We start from the raw sequence: 14,512 nt of genomic DNA, 5'->3' as shown, positions 1-14,512 counted from the left end.
ACGAGCGTGATGCTCTGCTGAAGCAGTTTGGAATCGACATCGGTGCCGCGGAGTACGCGCGCAATCTAGAGCGGCTGATGGAGCTTCTGTTCAGCCTGCGCTTCGTCTTGGTACGCAGTTCGCTAAGTGACGCCGCAACGAGACTCAAGACTGTCGAATCGATCATTAAGAAGGTTCAAACGTTTCTTTGGGCCAAATGCACCAATGGCGCCTTCGCGAATGGCGACCACACGGTCATCGGCCTCTACGAATCCTTCTACCGCAAGCTTGTCCTGCGTGACCGATCCCTTCCGCGTCCTTGGGTGTTCACCACGAACTACGATCTCTTCAACGAGACCGCTATAAATAGGCTTGGCCTGCCATACACAAACGGCTTCTCCGGTGTTGTCGAAAGGCGGTTCAATCCGGCAACGTTTCGGTACGCCCTCGCTGAACAACTCGATGTCACCAGCCGCAAAAGGTCTGCGGTGGATGGCTTTGTCTATCTATGTAAGATTCACGGGTCTATTAGTTGGACAGAGGACGATCACGGACTTTTCCCAATCCGGGAGACGGCTGTCTCCAAAGAACCGGGAAAGGTGATGATCTATCCGACGCCTGCCAAGCAGAATTCGAGCCTTGGCTCTCCCTATGCCGATCTGTTTCGCGAATTTCAATCACGCATCGTTCGTGAACAGAGCGTGCTGTTTACGATGGGGTATGCGTTCGGCGACGAGCACATCAACAACATCATCTATCAGGCTTTAACGATACCCACGTTTCGGCTCGTGATCTTTGTCGATCCAGATCTGGACGGTGAGATTGCCAAGCTTCGCGCACTGAATGATCCTCGAATTTGGATCATCGGGGGGGGCCGGACGCAGCGCTGACCGTAAAGCCCACTACTTCGACACCATTATCGAAGAGTTCATGCCGCAACGCCCGAGCGAGCGCATTGATGACGCGGTTCGCAAGGTGATCGAGGCGATGGCTCCAAAGAAGGAGGCCGCGGCTCCCCAGAAGGGGGAGGAAGACGATGAGTCGTGACGATCGGACGCGCGCAATAGGCAAGGTGGTCTCGGTTGCAGCCGACCGCTTCGTAATTGAGATGCATGCGGGCACCGACAACTTCACCGTCGTCGGCTTTGACGACGTTCACTATGTCGCCAGGCTCGGATCGTTCCTGATGGTCGCGGTGCAAACCGAGTACGTGGTTGTCGAGGTCGTCGGCCTGCGCGAGCGCGACGTTGGTCATGTTAGTCGCAGTGAAGGGGAGCTCGATAAGGCTTCCTCGGCAAAGTATCTCGATGTCGTTCCCGTCGGCATGTTGCCACAAGATCGGCGCGAGAGGTTTCGCTTCGGCGTCTCGGTGTTCCCGTCACTCTATGCCGATGCGCTGTATGCGCTCGACGCGGAACTGGATCGAGTTTTCGAAACCGATCATCCTTCTGAGCCTACACCCCCGATCGACAATGTTCCGCCCACGCCTCCTGGGGCAACCCGCTATCGCGCATTGACGATTGGCCGATCCGTCATATTCGAGGGTTACGACGTCAAGGTCAGGATCGATGATTTCTTCGGCGGACACACTGCCGTCTTGGGAAACACCGGTAGTGGGAAGTCCTGCACTGTCGCATTGGTGCTTCAATCCTTGTTCGAAAAGGCGGAAGAACACCATGCTCGCGGTGCAACGTTCGTCGTATTCGACGTCAATGGAGAATATGCGAAGGCGCTGTCGCCGCTCTCCGAAGGCAAGCAAATCGGCGAGGATCATGTCATTCTGGATGGCACCGCCAGCAAGGAGCGCTTTCGTCTACCACATTGGTTTTTAGAGCAGTCGGAATGGGAGCTGCTTCTCCAGGCTAGCGAACGTACTCAGCTACCAATATACTGCGCATGGCGCTCGGCTTGGCAACATTGTTCTCGGCCGGGAGCGCGGCGGAGCTGAAGGGAATCAAGAACCACATTCTCGCTACTTGCTTGAGCCAGATTCTTCGCGACGATACAGGCAGCCCGTCAAAACATGATCGCATGGTCGGTCTGCTGCAAAGATTCAACACGCCGGAGATCAACAACCAAAAGATCGCGCCATTTATCAAGATCGGCTTCGGGCAGATGGCCAACCCTGCCGGTCTGACAACTTATTTGTTAGGGAACGCCAACGGCGGCGGATTTATCATCGAGGGCCTGAAGTTCCCGGCATATGCCAACCTTCCCTTTGAATTTTCCGCGTTAGGAGAGGCGCTCGACCTGGCGATCCTATACGAAGAGGCCCATGGCAACCGTCAGATCCGCGATTATTGCTCGCAGATGCTGACACGTTTCAAGTCGCTCGAGGAGCGGCTTGAATATGCGTTCCTGCGCTACGACCTTCAAGGAAACCAAGCCGGGCCGTCGCTCGAAAACTTCCTTGAGCAGCTCCTCGGTTTGGCGCGCGATGGAGCGGGTTGGGTCAAGCGCAACCAGATCGTGATCATCGATATGAATGCGGTGGAGGACGAGGTTGTCGAACTCGTAGCGTCGGTGCTCGCTAGAATGACCTTCCGCTTGCTCCGGCAAGCAGATCCCCGGAACCGGTTTCCGATCCATCTGCTGCTCGAGGAAGCACATCGGTACATCGCGGAGAAGCCGTCTCGCTATGCCATAGATGCTAGTAGGGTCTATGAGCGGATTGCCAAAGAGGGGCGAAAATCGGAGTCGAATTCGTGCTCCAGTAACTCAGTTATTGACACGTCAGGCTTGCCCAGCTCGAGTTGAAGAGCCACTATCCTGCGCTTGATGGTCGCAAGCGGCTGCGTTCCAAAGGAGCGGGCAGGGAGATAGCTTGACGGTGGCATCAATTTGTGATCACATATCTAGGATCAAAACGGGGGAGTGCGAAGGTGAAGGATACTAAGCCGCTGCCGCCACTGCCGTCTGTTGCGCGGGATTCGATGGCAGATCAGGTTTACCGTCATTTGCGCGACGGCGTGATGGCCGGCCGCTTCGCGCCGGGCCAGAGGCTGACAATTCGTGGTCTTGCCGAGGCACTGGGCTCGAGCCCGATGCCGGTGCGCGAGGCGTTGCGCCGCCTACAGGCTGAAGGCGCATTCGAGTTCAGCGACACGGCGCGGCTGAGCGTGGTTCAGCTGTCGGGGGCGCAACTGCGCGATGTGCGCGATGCACGGGTGGCGCTTGAGGGGCTCCTGGCCGAGCGCGCAGCCTCCCGCATGACGGGCGTTGATGATGCCGAAATCACGCAGCTCTATGATCGCCTCCAGGCAGCCGCCGACGCGCTCAATGTGCCCGGTTATCTATCGGCGAATTTCGCCTTTCACCGGCGGATTTATGAGATCGCTCAAGCGCCCATCATCCTTGGTGCGGTCGAGAATTTCTGGGTCCTGATCGGTCCTTGCTTCGTGCTCGTTGCACCCGACGCCACGCACCTGCGGCGCTCCATGGACGCGCACCGCCGCATCCTCGATGCGCTGATGCATCGAGACGGTCCCGCCGCTCGCGCGGCTGTGACCGATGACATCATGCAGGCGGCCAATTGTCTGTCGCGCGTTATCGACAAACCGGAAAAGGCTCGATCGGTCGCTGCTCCAAAGCGCAGGCGCCGAGATGTGTCGGCATGAGTGTCGTGCAGCGTCTGGTACTTTATCCCGAGTTGCGCGACCTGATCGCTGGGTGTTGTTCGGCGTCACCTTCGGTAAGTCTGTACTGAGGCAGGCGAACTTCGTCGCTGCTCCTTTGCAGGAGGCTGCCTGAGGCTTACCCAGGCCAAACCATACTTCGAGCTTGTTCACTCAAATCGACAATCTAGGCAGGGGGACTTGAATGTTTGGAAACCAGTCGCGCCGCAACTTCCTCAAGCTGGCGGCGAGTGGAAGCGCGATGTTCACGCCGGACCTTCTTACCGGACCTGCACATGCGCAGGCTGTTCCGACCCTCACCGTCGCCTGGGGCGCCGATATCGATTCCTTCGATCCGTCGCAGTTCAAGTCCGATGGCGCCTACATCGTTCAGGCAAACATCTACGACACGGTGCTGGGCTGGGGGGCGGAGCCAGTCACCGGGTCGCCTAACCTGTCGATTTCCAAACCCGGTGTTTTCATCGGTGGCATCGGCGAAAGCTGGAAATTTGAGAATGACGGTAAGACCCTTGTCGTAAAGATCCGACAAGGCTTGAAGTTTCCGAGCGGCCGGCCGGTCAATGCCCAGGCGGTGAAATATCTCTTTGACCGCGGACTGCAATCACCCGGCTATATGCGGCTCATCTTTCCGACCATGATCGGGGTGACGCAGGCAGATCAGTTCGAGGTTCGCGACGACAGCACCTTTGCCATCAACCTGCCGGCACCAAGCGCTATGTTGCTCGATGTGCTCGCCCTGTCCAACAACGCACTTCTTGATCCCGACGAGATCAAGCTACACGCGACTGCCGACGACCCCTGGGCCGCTCAATGGCTCAAGCGCAACACGGCCGGGCTTGGGCCCTACAAACCCGTGAGCAACAATCCGGGCGTCGAGGTGATCCTGGAAGCGACCCCCGGTTATTGGGGACCGGCACCGTATTTCAGGCGCATCGTCATCAAATATGCGTCCAATGAGGCGGACCGGATTCTGCTGCTCAAGCGCAAGGCCATCGATATGGTGGTCGGCCCTAACTCGATGTCGCCCAAAAATCTCAAGAATCTCGAGGGCGCGCCGGGCCTCACCGTGGTGTCTCTGCCCGACACCAACTGCAATTTCCTCTGCATGAATCTGAAAAAGAAGCCGTTCGACAACGTGAAGGTTCGTCAAGCGATCAACTACGCGATGCCGATCCACGCGATCATCCCAAACGTCCTTTACGGCTATGGCGAGCAGATGAAAAGCCCGATCGCAGCTCAGACCCCCGGCTATGACGGTTCGCTCTCGCCGTACAAATATGATGTCGGCAAGGCCAAGTCATTGATGGCCGAAGCGGGTCACGGCTCAGGACCAATCCCAGTAAAGCTTGCGGTCCGTGTGGGCTATGCGCCACACGAGCAGGCAGCGATTTGGATCCAGCGCGAGCTGGAGAAAATCGGCTTTCAAGTCAGCATCGAGAAGGAGACCGACGCAACCTTCCGCCAGCTGTCATCGAGCGGCGGGCATGAGCTGTCGATTGAATCCTGGCAATCCTGGATCAACGATCCAGTTTATCACCTCTATTGGAACTTCCATAGTAAGGCGACGGCGACCAACAAGGGAGCCTACGCCAATCAGGTCCTCGATAAGATAATCGACGACAATATGCGCGAGGCTGATCCTGCCAAGCGTATGGCCGGGGTCAAGGAGGCGCAGAAGATCCTTCTGAATGATGCGGCCTGGGGTCTGCTTTGGTACGACAATTGGGCCAGAGTGACGCGTTCCGAGCTCGCGGGCGTTGCGAAGTATTGGGATTCCTTTGAGCGCTTCAGCAAAATGAAGCTGGCTTGAAGCGACGCCCGGATGCGCTGAATAAGTCATGTCGTGCTTAGCTTCCGTGCCCCGTAGAGTAACTCCGCTGGCGCCGACCTTGTTCGGCGTCAGGGTGATCGGTTTGTCCCTGATCGAGCTCTTGCCCGACAATCCTAACCTCCCATCGGTTCCATGACGCGTATCAGTCATCGTGCTGCGTGGAGTTGCCGCGGCCAACTTCGCCGACAAGGCCCAGCGTCTCACCCTCGCCGATCGAGAACGAGCCACCGTCCACTGCCCACCATGCAAGCGGCGCAGCCCCGTTCTTGGCCCTTAAGTTGAAAGGTCCTCTTCAAATAGGCGTGGCCTTGAGACGAGATGTTCTAACGCCGTAACGCCCTTTGCCGAAGGCTGAAGACAACCATCACCTATCGGCCGGATCAGCTGCCCGGCGCGGCCGAAGACAATGATCGGAGAAGTTGATGTCCATAGAACTGTTGATGCTTGGCGACCAGCCCGTGGCTGGCCTTGCGGCTCGCACCAGGCTTGCCGAAGAGAGCGGATTCGAGACCGTCTGGCTCGCTGATGAGCGATTTTTCCGAGAAACCTACTCGTGCCTCTCGTTTCTGGCGGGGCAAACCGCGCGCGTCAATCTCGGTCCCTGCGTCACCGATCCATTCGCGCGCCATCCAGCTCTAACCGCCATGGCTTTGGGCACCCTCGATGAAGTTTCGGAAGGCCGCGCCATTCTCGGCATCGGCGCCGGCGTCTCCGGCTTTGCGGAGCTCGGGATCCAATCGCGCAAGCCCCCGCTCGCCATTCGCGAAGCCGTTGATCTGATCCGTCAGCTCATGGCCGGGCAGGAGGTCGACTACCAGGGCGAGATCATTCAGTGTCACCGCGGCCGGTTGAATTTCGCGCCGCTGCGATCGCGTGTTCCTGTTCGCGTCGCTAGCAACGGACCGCTGGGCCAGAAAATGGGCGGTGCAATCGCCGACGGCGTGATGATGGAGGGCTGTGGCTCCGTCGAAGAAGCAAAGGCCTTCGCATCGACGGTCGCCGAAGGTGCGCGGAAGGCCGGCCGTTCTCCGAACGAGGTCAAGCTCGTCGCGCGACTCGATTGTTGTATCACTAATGACGGTAAGCAAGCGCGGGATATATTGCGGCCTTCGGTGACACGGGTCATCGCGCAAGCCAATTCGAGGTTCTACACGCTGGAAGCACAAGGATTGACTCTGCCGAAGAATGTCGTCGAAGCCATTGGTCCCGTTCCCTATGCTGCCGGGGTGGCCCCGTTCGCGCCTCTTTTTCCTCTCGTCACCGACAGGCATGTCGACGCTCTCACTCTCTGCGGGACTGTGCAGGAAATAACCCAACACATGGTTGACCTTCGCCGCGCCGGCATCACGGGCTTCAACATCTTTCCGGTTCCGGCTCCTGGCACCACCTATGAGGACGTTATTGTGCGATTCGGAACGCAAGTCTGGCCCGCTGTCGAGACGGCTTTTGCGAAAGAGTCCGACAACGGGACGGTTTAGGTCTCACGATTCGTTTCGTTGGAATCCGATCGACGGGGCACGCGTATTGCATTTGAGAGTGTAGTGCAGGCACGGGCGGGAGATCCAAGATGATGAGCTTGTTCGATAAAAAAGCAGGCGCGACAGATCGGCGCCTCCCCAGCATTCGCCGAGCCATGGCGATGAACGATGGAATCGTTGGCATTCGGTCAGTCCGAAGCCTGATCCAGGGAAATTCGCGACTGGCCCCGATGCTCGATCGGCAACAGTGAGGCGTCTCAAAAGATTGAACTAAGGGCCAAGAAGGATTCGCAAAGCGAGAGTTCTCTCGCTTTCGCTAAGTCGCAGTAGTTTACAAGGAGCAGACTATGACGACGGTCGTTTATATCCTGACCGCATTGAAGCCCGGCATCGACCGCGACGAGTACGAGCGATTCGAACGCGAGATCGACTATCCGTTCACAGCAAAGCTGAAGACGATTACCAGCTATCGGATTCATCGTCTGACCGAACCGGTGCCGTTCGAGGGCGGCCCTTGGGACTATATAGAACGGATCGAAGTAACCGATCGCGCCGCCTACGAGGCGGAGCTGTCCACATCCGCCAAGGATCTGATCGAACTAATACACAATAAATATCTAGACGAGTCGAAACTGAAGTTCATCTGGTCTACGAGCATTGATCCATGAGTGCGGGCGAAAAAGATCTTGAGGGCAAGGTCGCCCTTGTCACCGGTTCTTCGTCCGGCGCGGGCGCTGCAATCGCCATCGAACTCGCTAGGCGAGGGGCGCGTGTCGCAGTGCACTGCCGGCGTGCATTAAGTGACGGCGAAAGCGTTTGCGCTCGCATCGCTGCAATCGGTGGAAAGGCAGCGGTCTTTCCGGGTCACCTCAGCGATCCCGAGGTGCCGTATGCACTCGTTTCGCGCATCGCGGAGCGTCTCGGAGACGTCAACATCCTGGTCAACAATGCAGGTCCCTATGCGGATGCGCCGTTTCGGTCGTTGCCCCTCTCGCAGTGGGAGACGGTCATGGCGATCAACGTAAGGGCGCCGTACCAGCTCGCTCAAAGCGCGATCGCAGGCATGGAGCGAACCGGTTGGGGACGGATCATCAATGTGAGCGCAACCTCGGCTTACGCGCGGTCGCATTCGGTATATGGCCTTGCCAAACAGGCTCTCATCCATTTGACGGAATGCCTCGCGCTCGAATTTGCGCCACTGGTCACCGTCAATGCAATTGTGCCCGGCCAGATCGCCAGCGAACGCACCGACACGATGGTCGACTACAAGAGCTCCGTGATCGCGGAAACGCCCTTGGCAAGACTCGTGACGGAACAGGAGGTTGCCCGAATGTCAGCCCTTCTCTGTACTCCAGATTTTTCTGCTGTGACGGGACAATCAATCATCATGGACGGTGGCCGATCGCTGCCGCATACGCTGAAACTCAATCTCACAACGACCGGCTAATTGTACGCAGGAGAAAGACCGTTGCTTTCTATTGCAAAAGGCCTCGCCTCTACCAGCTTGCAGCATACGTCAAAAAAGGACGTTACCTCTTGCCGGCGCGAGGACGATCCCTCGGCCGTTCAACCAAAGCTGCTCGACTTGTCGGCCAATAAATCGATTCGATCGGCCTTTCGGCGGGATCTGAAGAAATGCCTCGCAAGCCAGCGCTTCTGCGATGAATTTCACCGAAATAGTGGAGGAATGCCGGGCGTAACGCCGAGTATCGTGCGTTAGGAATGTTATTCTGTCATCACTGGATGGGAGATCGAACGTGAGGGGTAGAACAGCGGCCGACCCGCGGGATCCACTTGCCGGATCGAGAAGCGATGTTGATGCGGCCTACGCACCTGTTGTCAGCTGCGACGGAGCCGAGAGGAGGGCTCCTCATTTGGGAGTTCGGTCGGCGTAACGGCAAGGCTCTAAAGGCGTTCGAAGCGGTCGGTTTTGGCGGCGTGGGCGGTTCTGCTCTTATGCAGGTTTGTCTCTTAACCCGCTCCTTGGAGCTAACTTGAATGCCGCCACTTTGGGTCGACACTTCGCAGGACAGTCTTGAATTTTCGCCCGCGGCGATTCGCTGTTGGGCATTCGTGGCGGCCTTGGTCAATCTCGCTTTCGTCGCATTGGTTGTATTTTTGGCGTGACCGCGAGGCGCGATCTTGCTGATTGAATAAATTGTCTCCCCCACATCGCAAAACGCGCAACCCGCACTAGGGAGCTTGTGCGCTGTCGCATGAGCAGCCGATGTTTCAAATCCAGCCTCAGGAGCTAGCGTGACTGCATACCGTGGGCCAGTGTTTGAGATGGCCGTAAAGCAATTCGAGGTGATCGCGAATTATCTGGGCATACCGGATGACGCAAGACCCCGCCTACTGCTGCCGAAGCGATCCGTCACGGTGTCGTGTCCAATTCACCGTGATGACGGCACAACGGCGGTGTTCGAGGGCTACCGGGTGCAGCACCACCTGACGCTTGGCCCGACAAAAGGGGGTACCAGATTCGCGCCAACAGTTGACCTCGGCGAAGTCGCAGCGCTCGCTATCTGGATGAGCTGGAAGTGCGCGCTGGTCGGATTGCCATATGGTGGCGCCAAGGGCGGAATTAACGTCGACCCTTCCAGCTTGTCAAAGCGTGAGCTTGAGGCCCTGTCGCGCCGGTATATGCAGGAAATGATCCCCTTTGTTGGGCCGCACACAGATGTCATGGCTCCCGACCTTGGGACAAACGAGCAGATCATGGCGTGGTTCATGGATACATACTCGATGTATCAGGGCCAAACCGTCACCGAGATCGTGACAGGCAAACCTGTCAGCGCCGGCGGTACGCTCGGTCGCCGTGAAGCGACAGGCCGGGGTGTGGCTCATTTGGTTCGCCGCGCCGCGGACGAGCTCAAGATCCGACTCAATGGCGCAACAGCCGTCGTTCAAGGCTTTGGAAATGTCGGTTCGATCGCCGCGCTCGAGCTGCACAATATGGGGGTGAAGGTGATCGCGGTCAGCGATCACACGGGCGCGCTCTATCAGTCTCGGGGGCTCGACATACCACAGCTGGTCAGACATGCGGCCTCGCAAGGTAGCCTGGATGGCTACTCCAACGAGCTCGCTCTAGACCCAGCAGAGATGCTGACGATGCCCTGTGACGTGCTTGTTCCGGCTGCAGTGGAACGGGTCATCGACGCCGAAATAGCGGGCAAGCTGCGCTGCCGTATTCTTGCCGAGGGCGCCAACGGCCCGACAACACCGGAAGCCGATCGGATCCTGGAAGGCCGTCAGGAGGAAATCTTCCTCATCCCCGACATTCTGTGCAATTCGGGAGGTGTGGTGGTCAGCTACTTCGAATGGGTGCAGGATCTCCAGCGGTTATTCTGGGAGGAGGAGGAGGTAATGCGTCGGGAGTATCAACTTCTGGATCGTGCCTTCGAGCGCGTACTGGCACGAAGTGGGCGGGAGAACATATTCAATCGCACCGCGGCAATGGCTATAGGTGTGGAGCGTGTTCGCAGTGCAAAGGAGACACGTGGGCTGTTCCCATAGCTGTTCGTTTCCATATTTGCGTGTCGCAGCTAGGACGAGCCGGCCCGCTCTGAATTGCGAAGTCTGAGCAACTCTGTGTTGGGACTGGCTTGAAGGTCTTCCTGGTGTGCTCGATGCTACTTAGGATCCGCTGGCAAACCGGACTCCCTCCTAATTTCTCCCTCGCCTTGGCAGCCGACGGCAACGACAAATTTAGGGCAGGACATCGAAAGCAGGGCGGTGTGCGTAGACTAAAACTTGCGAAGATCCTGTGGGCCGATTCAAGAAGAACTGCCTTGTAGCGACCGCTTCCTTTGAGACCCTAGCGTGGTCATCGGGTATGGGCGCGCGGTTGATCCTATTGAATTAGTGAGCTATATTTTGGCACTGTTCTGTTCAGGAGTACGTGCAAGGTTGACGGCGTGACTGTTCGCCGACCTACGAAGGCGCGATTGTACCTGGGGTTGGCGATCGACTCGACGGCGGTTGAGCCGGGCATCACAAATCCTCTAACGGGATGAGCCGTATGATCGGCTACCCATAAGAAATCCTCTTCTTAATCCGCGATGGTGTAGAGGGGACAATCATGTTGTGGCAACGATTAATCCGTCCCGCTGCTCCGCGCGAGGTGCCGTACGAAATGCGTCGGAGAGAGGAGCTTCTCGAACAAGCGCAACGCATCGCCCACGTCGGCTACTGGGAACGCGATCTCAGAACAGAACGGATCACCTTTTCGGATGAAGCATGTCGCATCTTCGGGCTCGCGCCGCGTGAGGGCACCATTGCGATTGAGGAAGTGACCGAGCGGTTACATCCGGAGGATCGTGCAATCTGGCGCTCAGCAGTAGCGCACACGCTACGCGGCGGCTCTCGCTGCGACCTTGATTATCGGATAGTGAGGCCGGACGGCGAGGTGCGGTTTGTCCACAGCCAGGGTGATCTGACGAGGGACGCGTCCGGCCGACCTCTCAGCCTGTTCGGGGCGGTCCAAGATGTCACCGATCTCAAACGGGCGGAGCATCTGACGCAGCTGGTTTTTGAGCGTTCACCGGATGCAATCTGCATCATTGGGCGGGACTATCGGTACCAACGCGTTAATCCGGGCTTCGAACGCATTTCGGGAAGATCGGCCAAAGATGTCATCGGGATGCACGTGGCTGATGTCTTAGGAACCACGGTTTTTGAGCAGACGGTCAAGCCAAAGCAAGACCGATGTTTCGCAGGAGAAGAAGTCAGATATGCCGACTGGTTCACGTACCCTGACGCTCGACGATACATCTCTATAAGCCATTCGCCACTGCGCTCCAAGTCAGATCGCGTGGAAGCCATCCTTGCGATCTTTCACGATCTTACAGACTACGCATTGGCGTCGGAAGCCTTGCGATCGGCGCAGGCGGAGCTTGCGCACGCCAATCGCGTCGCGACCACGGGGCAACTCACGGCCTCGATTGCCCACGAGGTCAATCAGCCAATCGCTGCGGTGATAATGAACGCCCAAGCGGCCTTGCGCTGGCTCGGTGCCGATCCGCCCAATCTTCAGGAAGTCCGTCAGTCCCTAGACCTGATCGTTGACAATGGAGCACGGGCCGGGGAGGTCGTTAGCGGGATTCGCGGACTTCTGAAGAAGGCACCTCCACGCAAGAACAGCATCGACATTAATAGCGCTGTCCTTGATGTCATTGTCCTGACTCGGAGCGAAGTTCTAAAGCACGGCCTTTTCCTGCAGACAGACCTCGCGAAGAGCTTACCGCTCGTGGAAGGCGATCGGATCCAGCTGCAACAGGTAATTCTTAATCTCATCATGAACGCCGTGGACGCGATGAGCTCTCTTGCCAACGACGCGAAGGAGCTTAGGATTAGCACTTCAAGCGACGCCTCTGACCGCGTGCTGGTGTCTGTACAGGATACCGGGCCGGGAGTGGACCCGAACACCGCCGACCGCCTCTTCGAGGCCTTTTACACCACCAAGCCGGATGGAATGGGAATGGGCTTGGTCATCTGTCGCTCGATCATCGAGGCGCATGGGGGACGGCTATGGGTCACTGCGAATGAACCGCGGGGGGCTGTGTTCCAGTTTAGCCTGCCTGCAAAACAACACGACGTTTCTGGTGATGGACAGCGCCACGCCTTAGCAGCATGAGCCTCGATGGCAAGTAGCCTGCTGGAGCTGGCGGAAGGGTATCACAGGCGTATTGCCAACCTTCTCAGGCAACGAAAATACTTCCGAGTGCCGGTAGCGCTCCGCTGGCTCAACCGAGGAGGGCGGCACTGATGCAAGATCGGCTCCATCTTGGTCCGACACGAGACGTGATCGACTAGGCGCTCTGGAATGTCGGGTCGGTGTTGTTGAGGCAACCGGTTGAACTCAATTATCGGTAGGTGCCCTCTGATGTTCCTTCGTCTTATGGCGTGGGCTGTCGGTGCCATCGCAGTAAAATCCCATTCGCTTCGAGGCTTCGGTGTGACTGATCCGAGCGCTGGGTCGCACTGATGCTAAGCTCGGCGTGGATCGTCGTATTGATCTTGCCCTGTTCTTGTTTGGAATCCTGCACAACAGTGCGAAATATTGCTGGATTTCTGCTCCACATAGCGCTTGCTTCGCAAGTTTGCAGGAAAACAAACCGATCTTCCGACTAGATAAGGTTGTCCAAGTACGGAGATTGCAGGTGAAGATCGGTGTTCCCAAGGAAATCAAGACGCACGAATACCGCGTGGGCCTTACGCCTGGAGCCGTCCGCGAATATGTGGCCGCCGGTCACAGCGTGCTGGTCGAAACCAATGCCGGCGCTGGAATTGGCACCACAGACGACAATTATCGCAAGGCCGGCGCAACGATTCTGGACTCCGCTCATGAGATATTTGCATCGAGCGAGATGATCATAAAGGTCAAGGAGCCCCAATCTTCCGAATGGGCGCAGTTGCGAGAGAACCAGATTCTCTTCACCTATCTGCATCTGGCGCCGGATCCGGAACAGGCCACGGGCCTCATGAAGTCTGGGTGCACCGCAATCGCCTACGAGACCGTGACTGATGCGGATGGCGGCCTTCCGCTGCTTGCGCCGATGAGCGAGGTTGCGGGCAGGCTTGCAATCGAGGCGGCCGGTACGGCCCTGAAGCGGTATGCCGGCGGGCGGGGGCTATTGATCGGTGGGGTGCCAGGTGTCCAGCCAGCTCGGATCGTGGTGATTGGAGGCGGCGTTGTCGGTACGCATGCGGCACGGATGGCGGCGGGCTTGGGTGCCGAGGTCACTATCCTCGACCGGTCGATACCTCGGCTTCGTGAGCTAGATGAGCTGTTCGAAGGTCGGGTTCGTACCAGGTTTTCGACAATTGACGCCGTTGAGGAGGAAGTATTTGCGGCCGATGTTGTAATCGGTGCGGTGCTCGTTCCCGGCGCGAGCGCGCCGAAACTGGTCAGCCGCGGCATGTTGAGCTCGATGCGCAAAGGCTCGGTGATCGTGGATGTTGCTATCGATCAAGGCGGATGCTTCGAGACATCGCGTCCGACGACGCATGCTGATCCAACTTACGAGATCGACGGCGTCATTCATTACTGTGTCGCCAACATGCCCGGAGCGGTCCCGCTTACCTCGAGCCAGGCCCTGAATAATGCCACGCTGCCATTTGGTTTGGCACTCGCCAACCAGGGATTTGCAGCCGTCCTCGAAAATCCGCATCTGCGCGCAGGCCTCAATGTCTATCGGGGCCGGCTGACTTATAGGGCCGTGGCCGAGAGCCTCGGCCTGCCATTTTCACCGATCGAACAGGCTGCGGCCTGATCCCAGAGGCCCCTCAAGGGCGTTTCCTCCCTGACTTGGGCCACTCCATCGGAGTGGCCCCTTTTTTGTGTGCCGAGTATGAACGACAGCTTGGGGGTGGACGTCCTCTACCTAGCCTGATGGTGGCGAAGGGTTAGCGAAGCGCAAGGGCGTCATCGTGAGGTGGGGTCTGAAGAAAGCGTGGAGCAAATCCGCGACCCGATGGACAAGAACCGGATAACGAGGCCTAAGTTCGCTGAACAATCTCGGCAACAGCATCGCCCTGCTCGGGTCGGTTATCGAGCGACAGGGCTTCGACGTCTTATCCTATGGAGC

The 14,512-nt window shown here is 57.9% G+C and carries 12 protein-coding genes; all 12 read left to right on the top strand.

Annotation, left to right across the window (positions count from 1 at the left end; genetic code table 11):
* The first annotated feature begins 77 nt into the window (after nucleotides 1-77).
* Nucleotides 78-869 carry an SIR2 family protein gene (locus tag LMTR13_RS24575; protein ID WP_236843095.1) on the top strand — a complete coding sequence of 264 codons (792 nt, stop codon included), beginning with the start codon at nucleotides 78-80 and terminating at the stop codon, nucleotides 867-869.
* Entirely contained in the window at nucleotides 823-1,026 is a 204-nt protein-coding gene (locus tag LMTR13_RS42725) for a hypothetical protein (RefSeq protein ID WP_236843093.1), read from the top strand. The genes LMTR13_RS24575 and LMTR13_RS42725 overlap by 47 nt, the downstream gene beginning before the upstream one ends.
* Nucleotides 1,016-1,927, top strand: coding sequence for a helicase HerA domain-containing protein (locus LMTR13_RS42720; protein WP_236843091.1), 912 nt, complete (start codon nucleotides 1,016-1,018; stop codon nucleotides 1,925-1,927). The genes LMTR13_RS42725 and LMTR13_RS42720 overlap by 11 nt, the downstream gene beginning before the upstream one ends.
* Nucleotides 1,876-2,736 carry an ATP-binding protein gene (locus tag LMTR13_RS42715; protein WP_236843084.1) on the top strand — a complete coding sequence of 287 codons (861 nt, stop codon included), beginning with the start codon at nucleotides 1,876-1,878 and terminating at the stop codon, nucleotides 2,734-2,736. Before LMTR13_RS42720 ends, LMTR13_RS42715 begins: the two co-directional genes overlap by 52 nt.
* Before the next feature lie 176 nt (nucleotides 2,737-2,912).
* Nucleotides 2,913-3,596 (top strand): GntR family transcriptional regulator, encoded by a 684-nt coding sequence (locus LMTR13_RS24565; protein ID WP_065730056.1) that lies wholly within the window; start codon nucleotides 2,913-2,915, stop codon nucleotides 3,594-3,596.
* A 202-nt stretch (nucleotides 3,597-3,798) separates the two neighbouring features.
* Nucleotides 3,799-5,424, top strand: a complete 1,626-nt coding sequence (locus LMTR13_RS24560; RefSeq protein ID WP_065730055.1) for an ABC transporter substrate-binding protein — start codon at nucleotides 3,799-3,801, stop codon at nucleotides 5,422-5,424.
* 443 nt (nucleotides 5,425-5,867) lie between these two features.
* Nucleotides 5,868-6,923 (top strand): LLM class flavin-dependent oxidoreductase, encoded by a 1,056-nt coding sequence (locus tag LMTR13_RS24555; protein WP_083219180.1) that lies wholly within the window; start codon nucleotides 5,868-5,870, stop codon nucleotides 6,921-6,923.
* A 347-nt stretch (nucleotides 6,924-7,270) separates the two neighbouring features.
* Nucleotides 7,271-7,591, top strand: coding sequence for a hypothetical protein (locus LMTR13_RS24550; protein ID WP_065730053.1), 321 nt, complete (start codon nucleotides 7,271-7,273; stop codon nucleotides 7,589-7,591).
* Complete coding sequence (locus LMTR13_RS24545; protein ID WP_065730052.1) at nucleotides 7,588-8,370, top strand: SDR family NAD(P)-dependent oxidoreductase; 783 nt, start codon at nucleotides 7,588-7,590, stop codon at nucleotides 8,368-8,370. The genes LMTR13_RS24550 and LMTR13_RS24545 overlap by 4 nt, the downstream gene beginning before the upstream one ends.
* Before the next feature lie 809 nt (nucleotides 8,371-9,179).
* On the top strand, nucleotides 9,180-10,439 hold the full coding sequence (locus LMTR13_RS24535; protein WP_065730050.1) for a Glu/Leu/Phe/Val family dehydrogenase: 1,260 nt from the start codon (nucleotides 9,180-9,182) through the stop codon (nucleotides 10,437-10,439).
* Nucleotides 10,440-11,004: 565 nt separating this feature from the next.
* On the top strand, nucleotides 11,005-12,558 hold the full coding sequence (locus LMTR13_RS24530) for a PAS domain-containing sensor histidine kinase (protein ID WP_083219179.1): 1,554 nt from the start codon (nucleotides 11,005-11,007) through the stop codon (nucleotides 12,556-12,558).
* A gap of 526 nt (nucleotides 12,559-13,084) precedes the next feature.
* Entirely contained in the window at nucleotides 13,085-14,197 is a 1,113-nt protein-coding gene (gene ald, locus LMTR13_RS24525) for an alanine dehydrogenase (RefSeq protein ID WP_065730048.1), read from the top strand.
* The last annotated feature ends 315 nt before the right edge of the window (nucleotides 14,198-14,512 follow it).

The organism is Bradyrhizobium icense (genome assembly GCF_001693385.1).
In the GTDB taxonomy this organism is placed as follows: domain Bacteria; phylum Pseudomonadota; class Alphaproteobacteria; order Rhizobiales; family Xanthobacteraceae; genus Bradyrhizobium; species Bradyrhizobium icense.
Note: the sequence above shows the minus strand (reverse complement) of the source record. Positions and strands in the feature narration are given on the sequence as shown.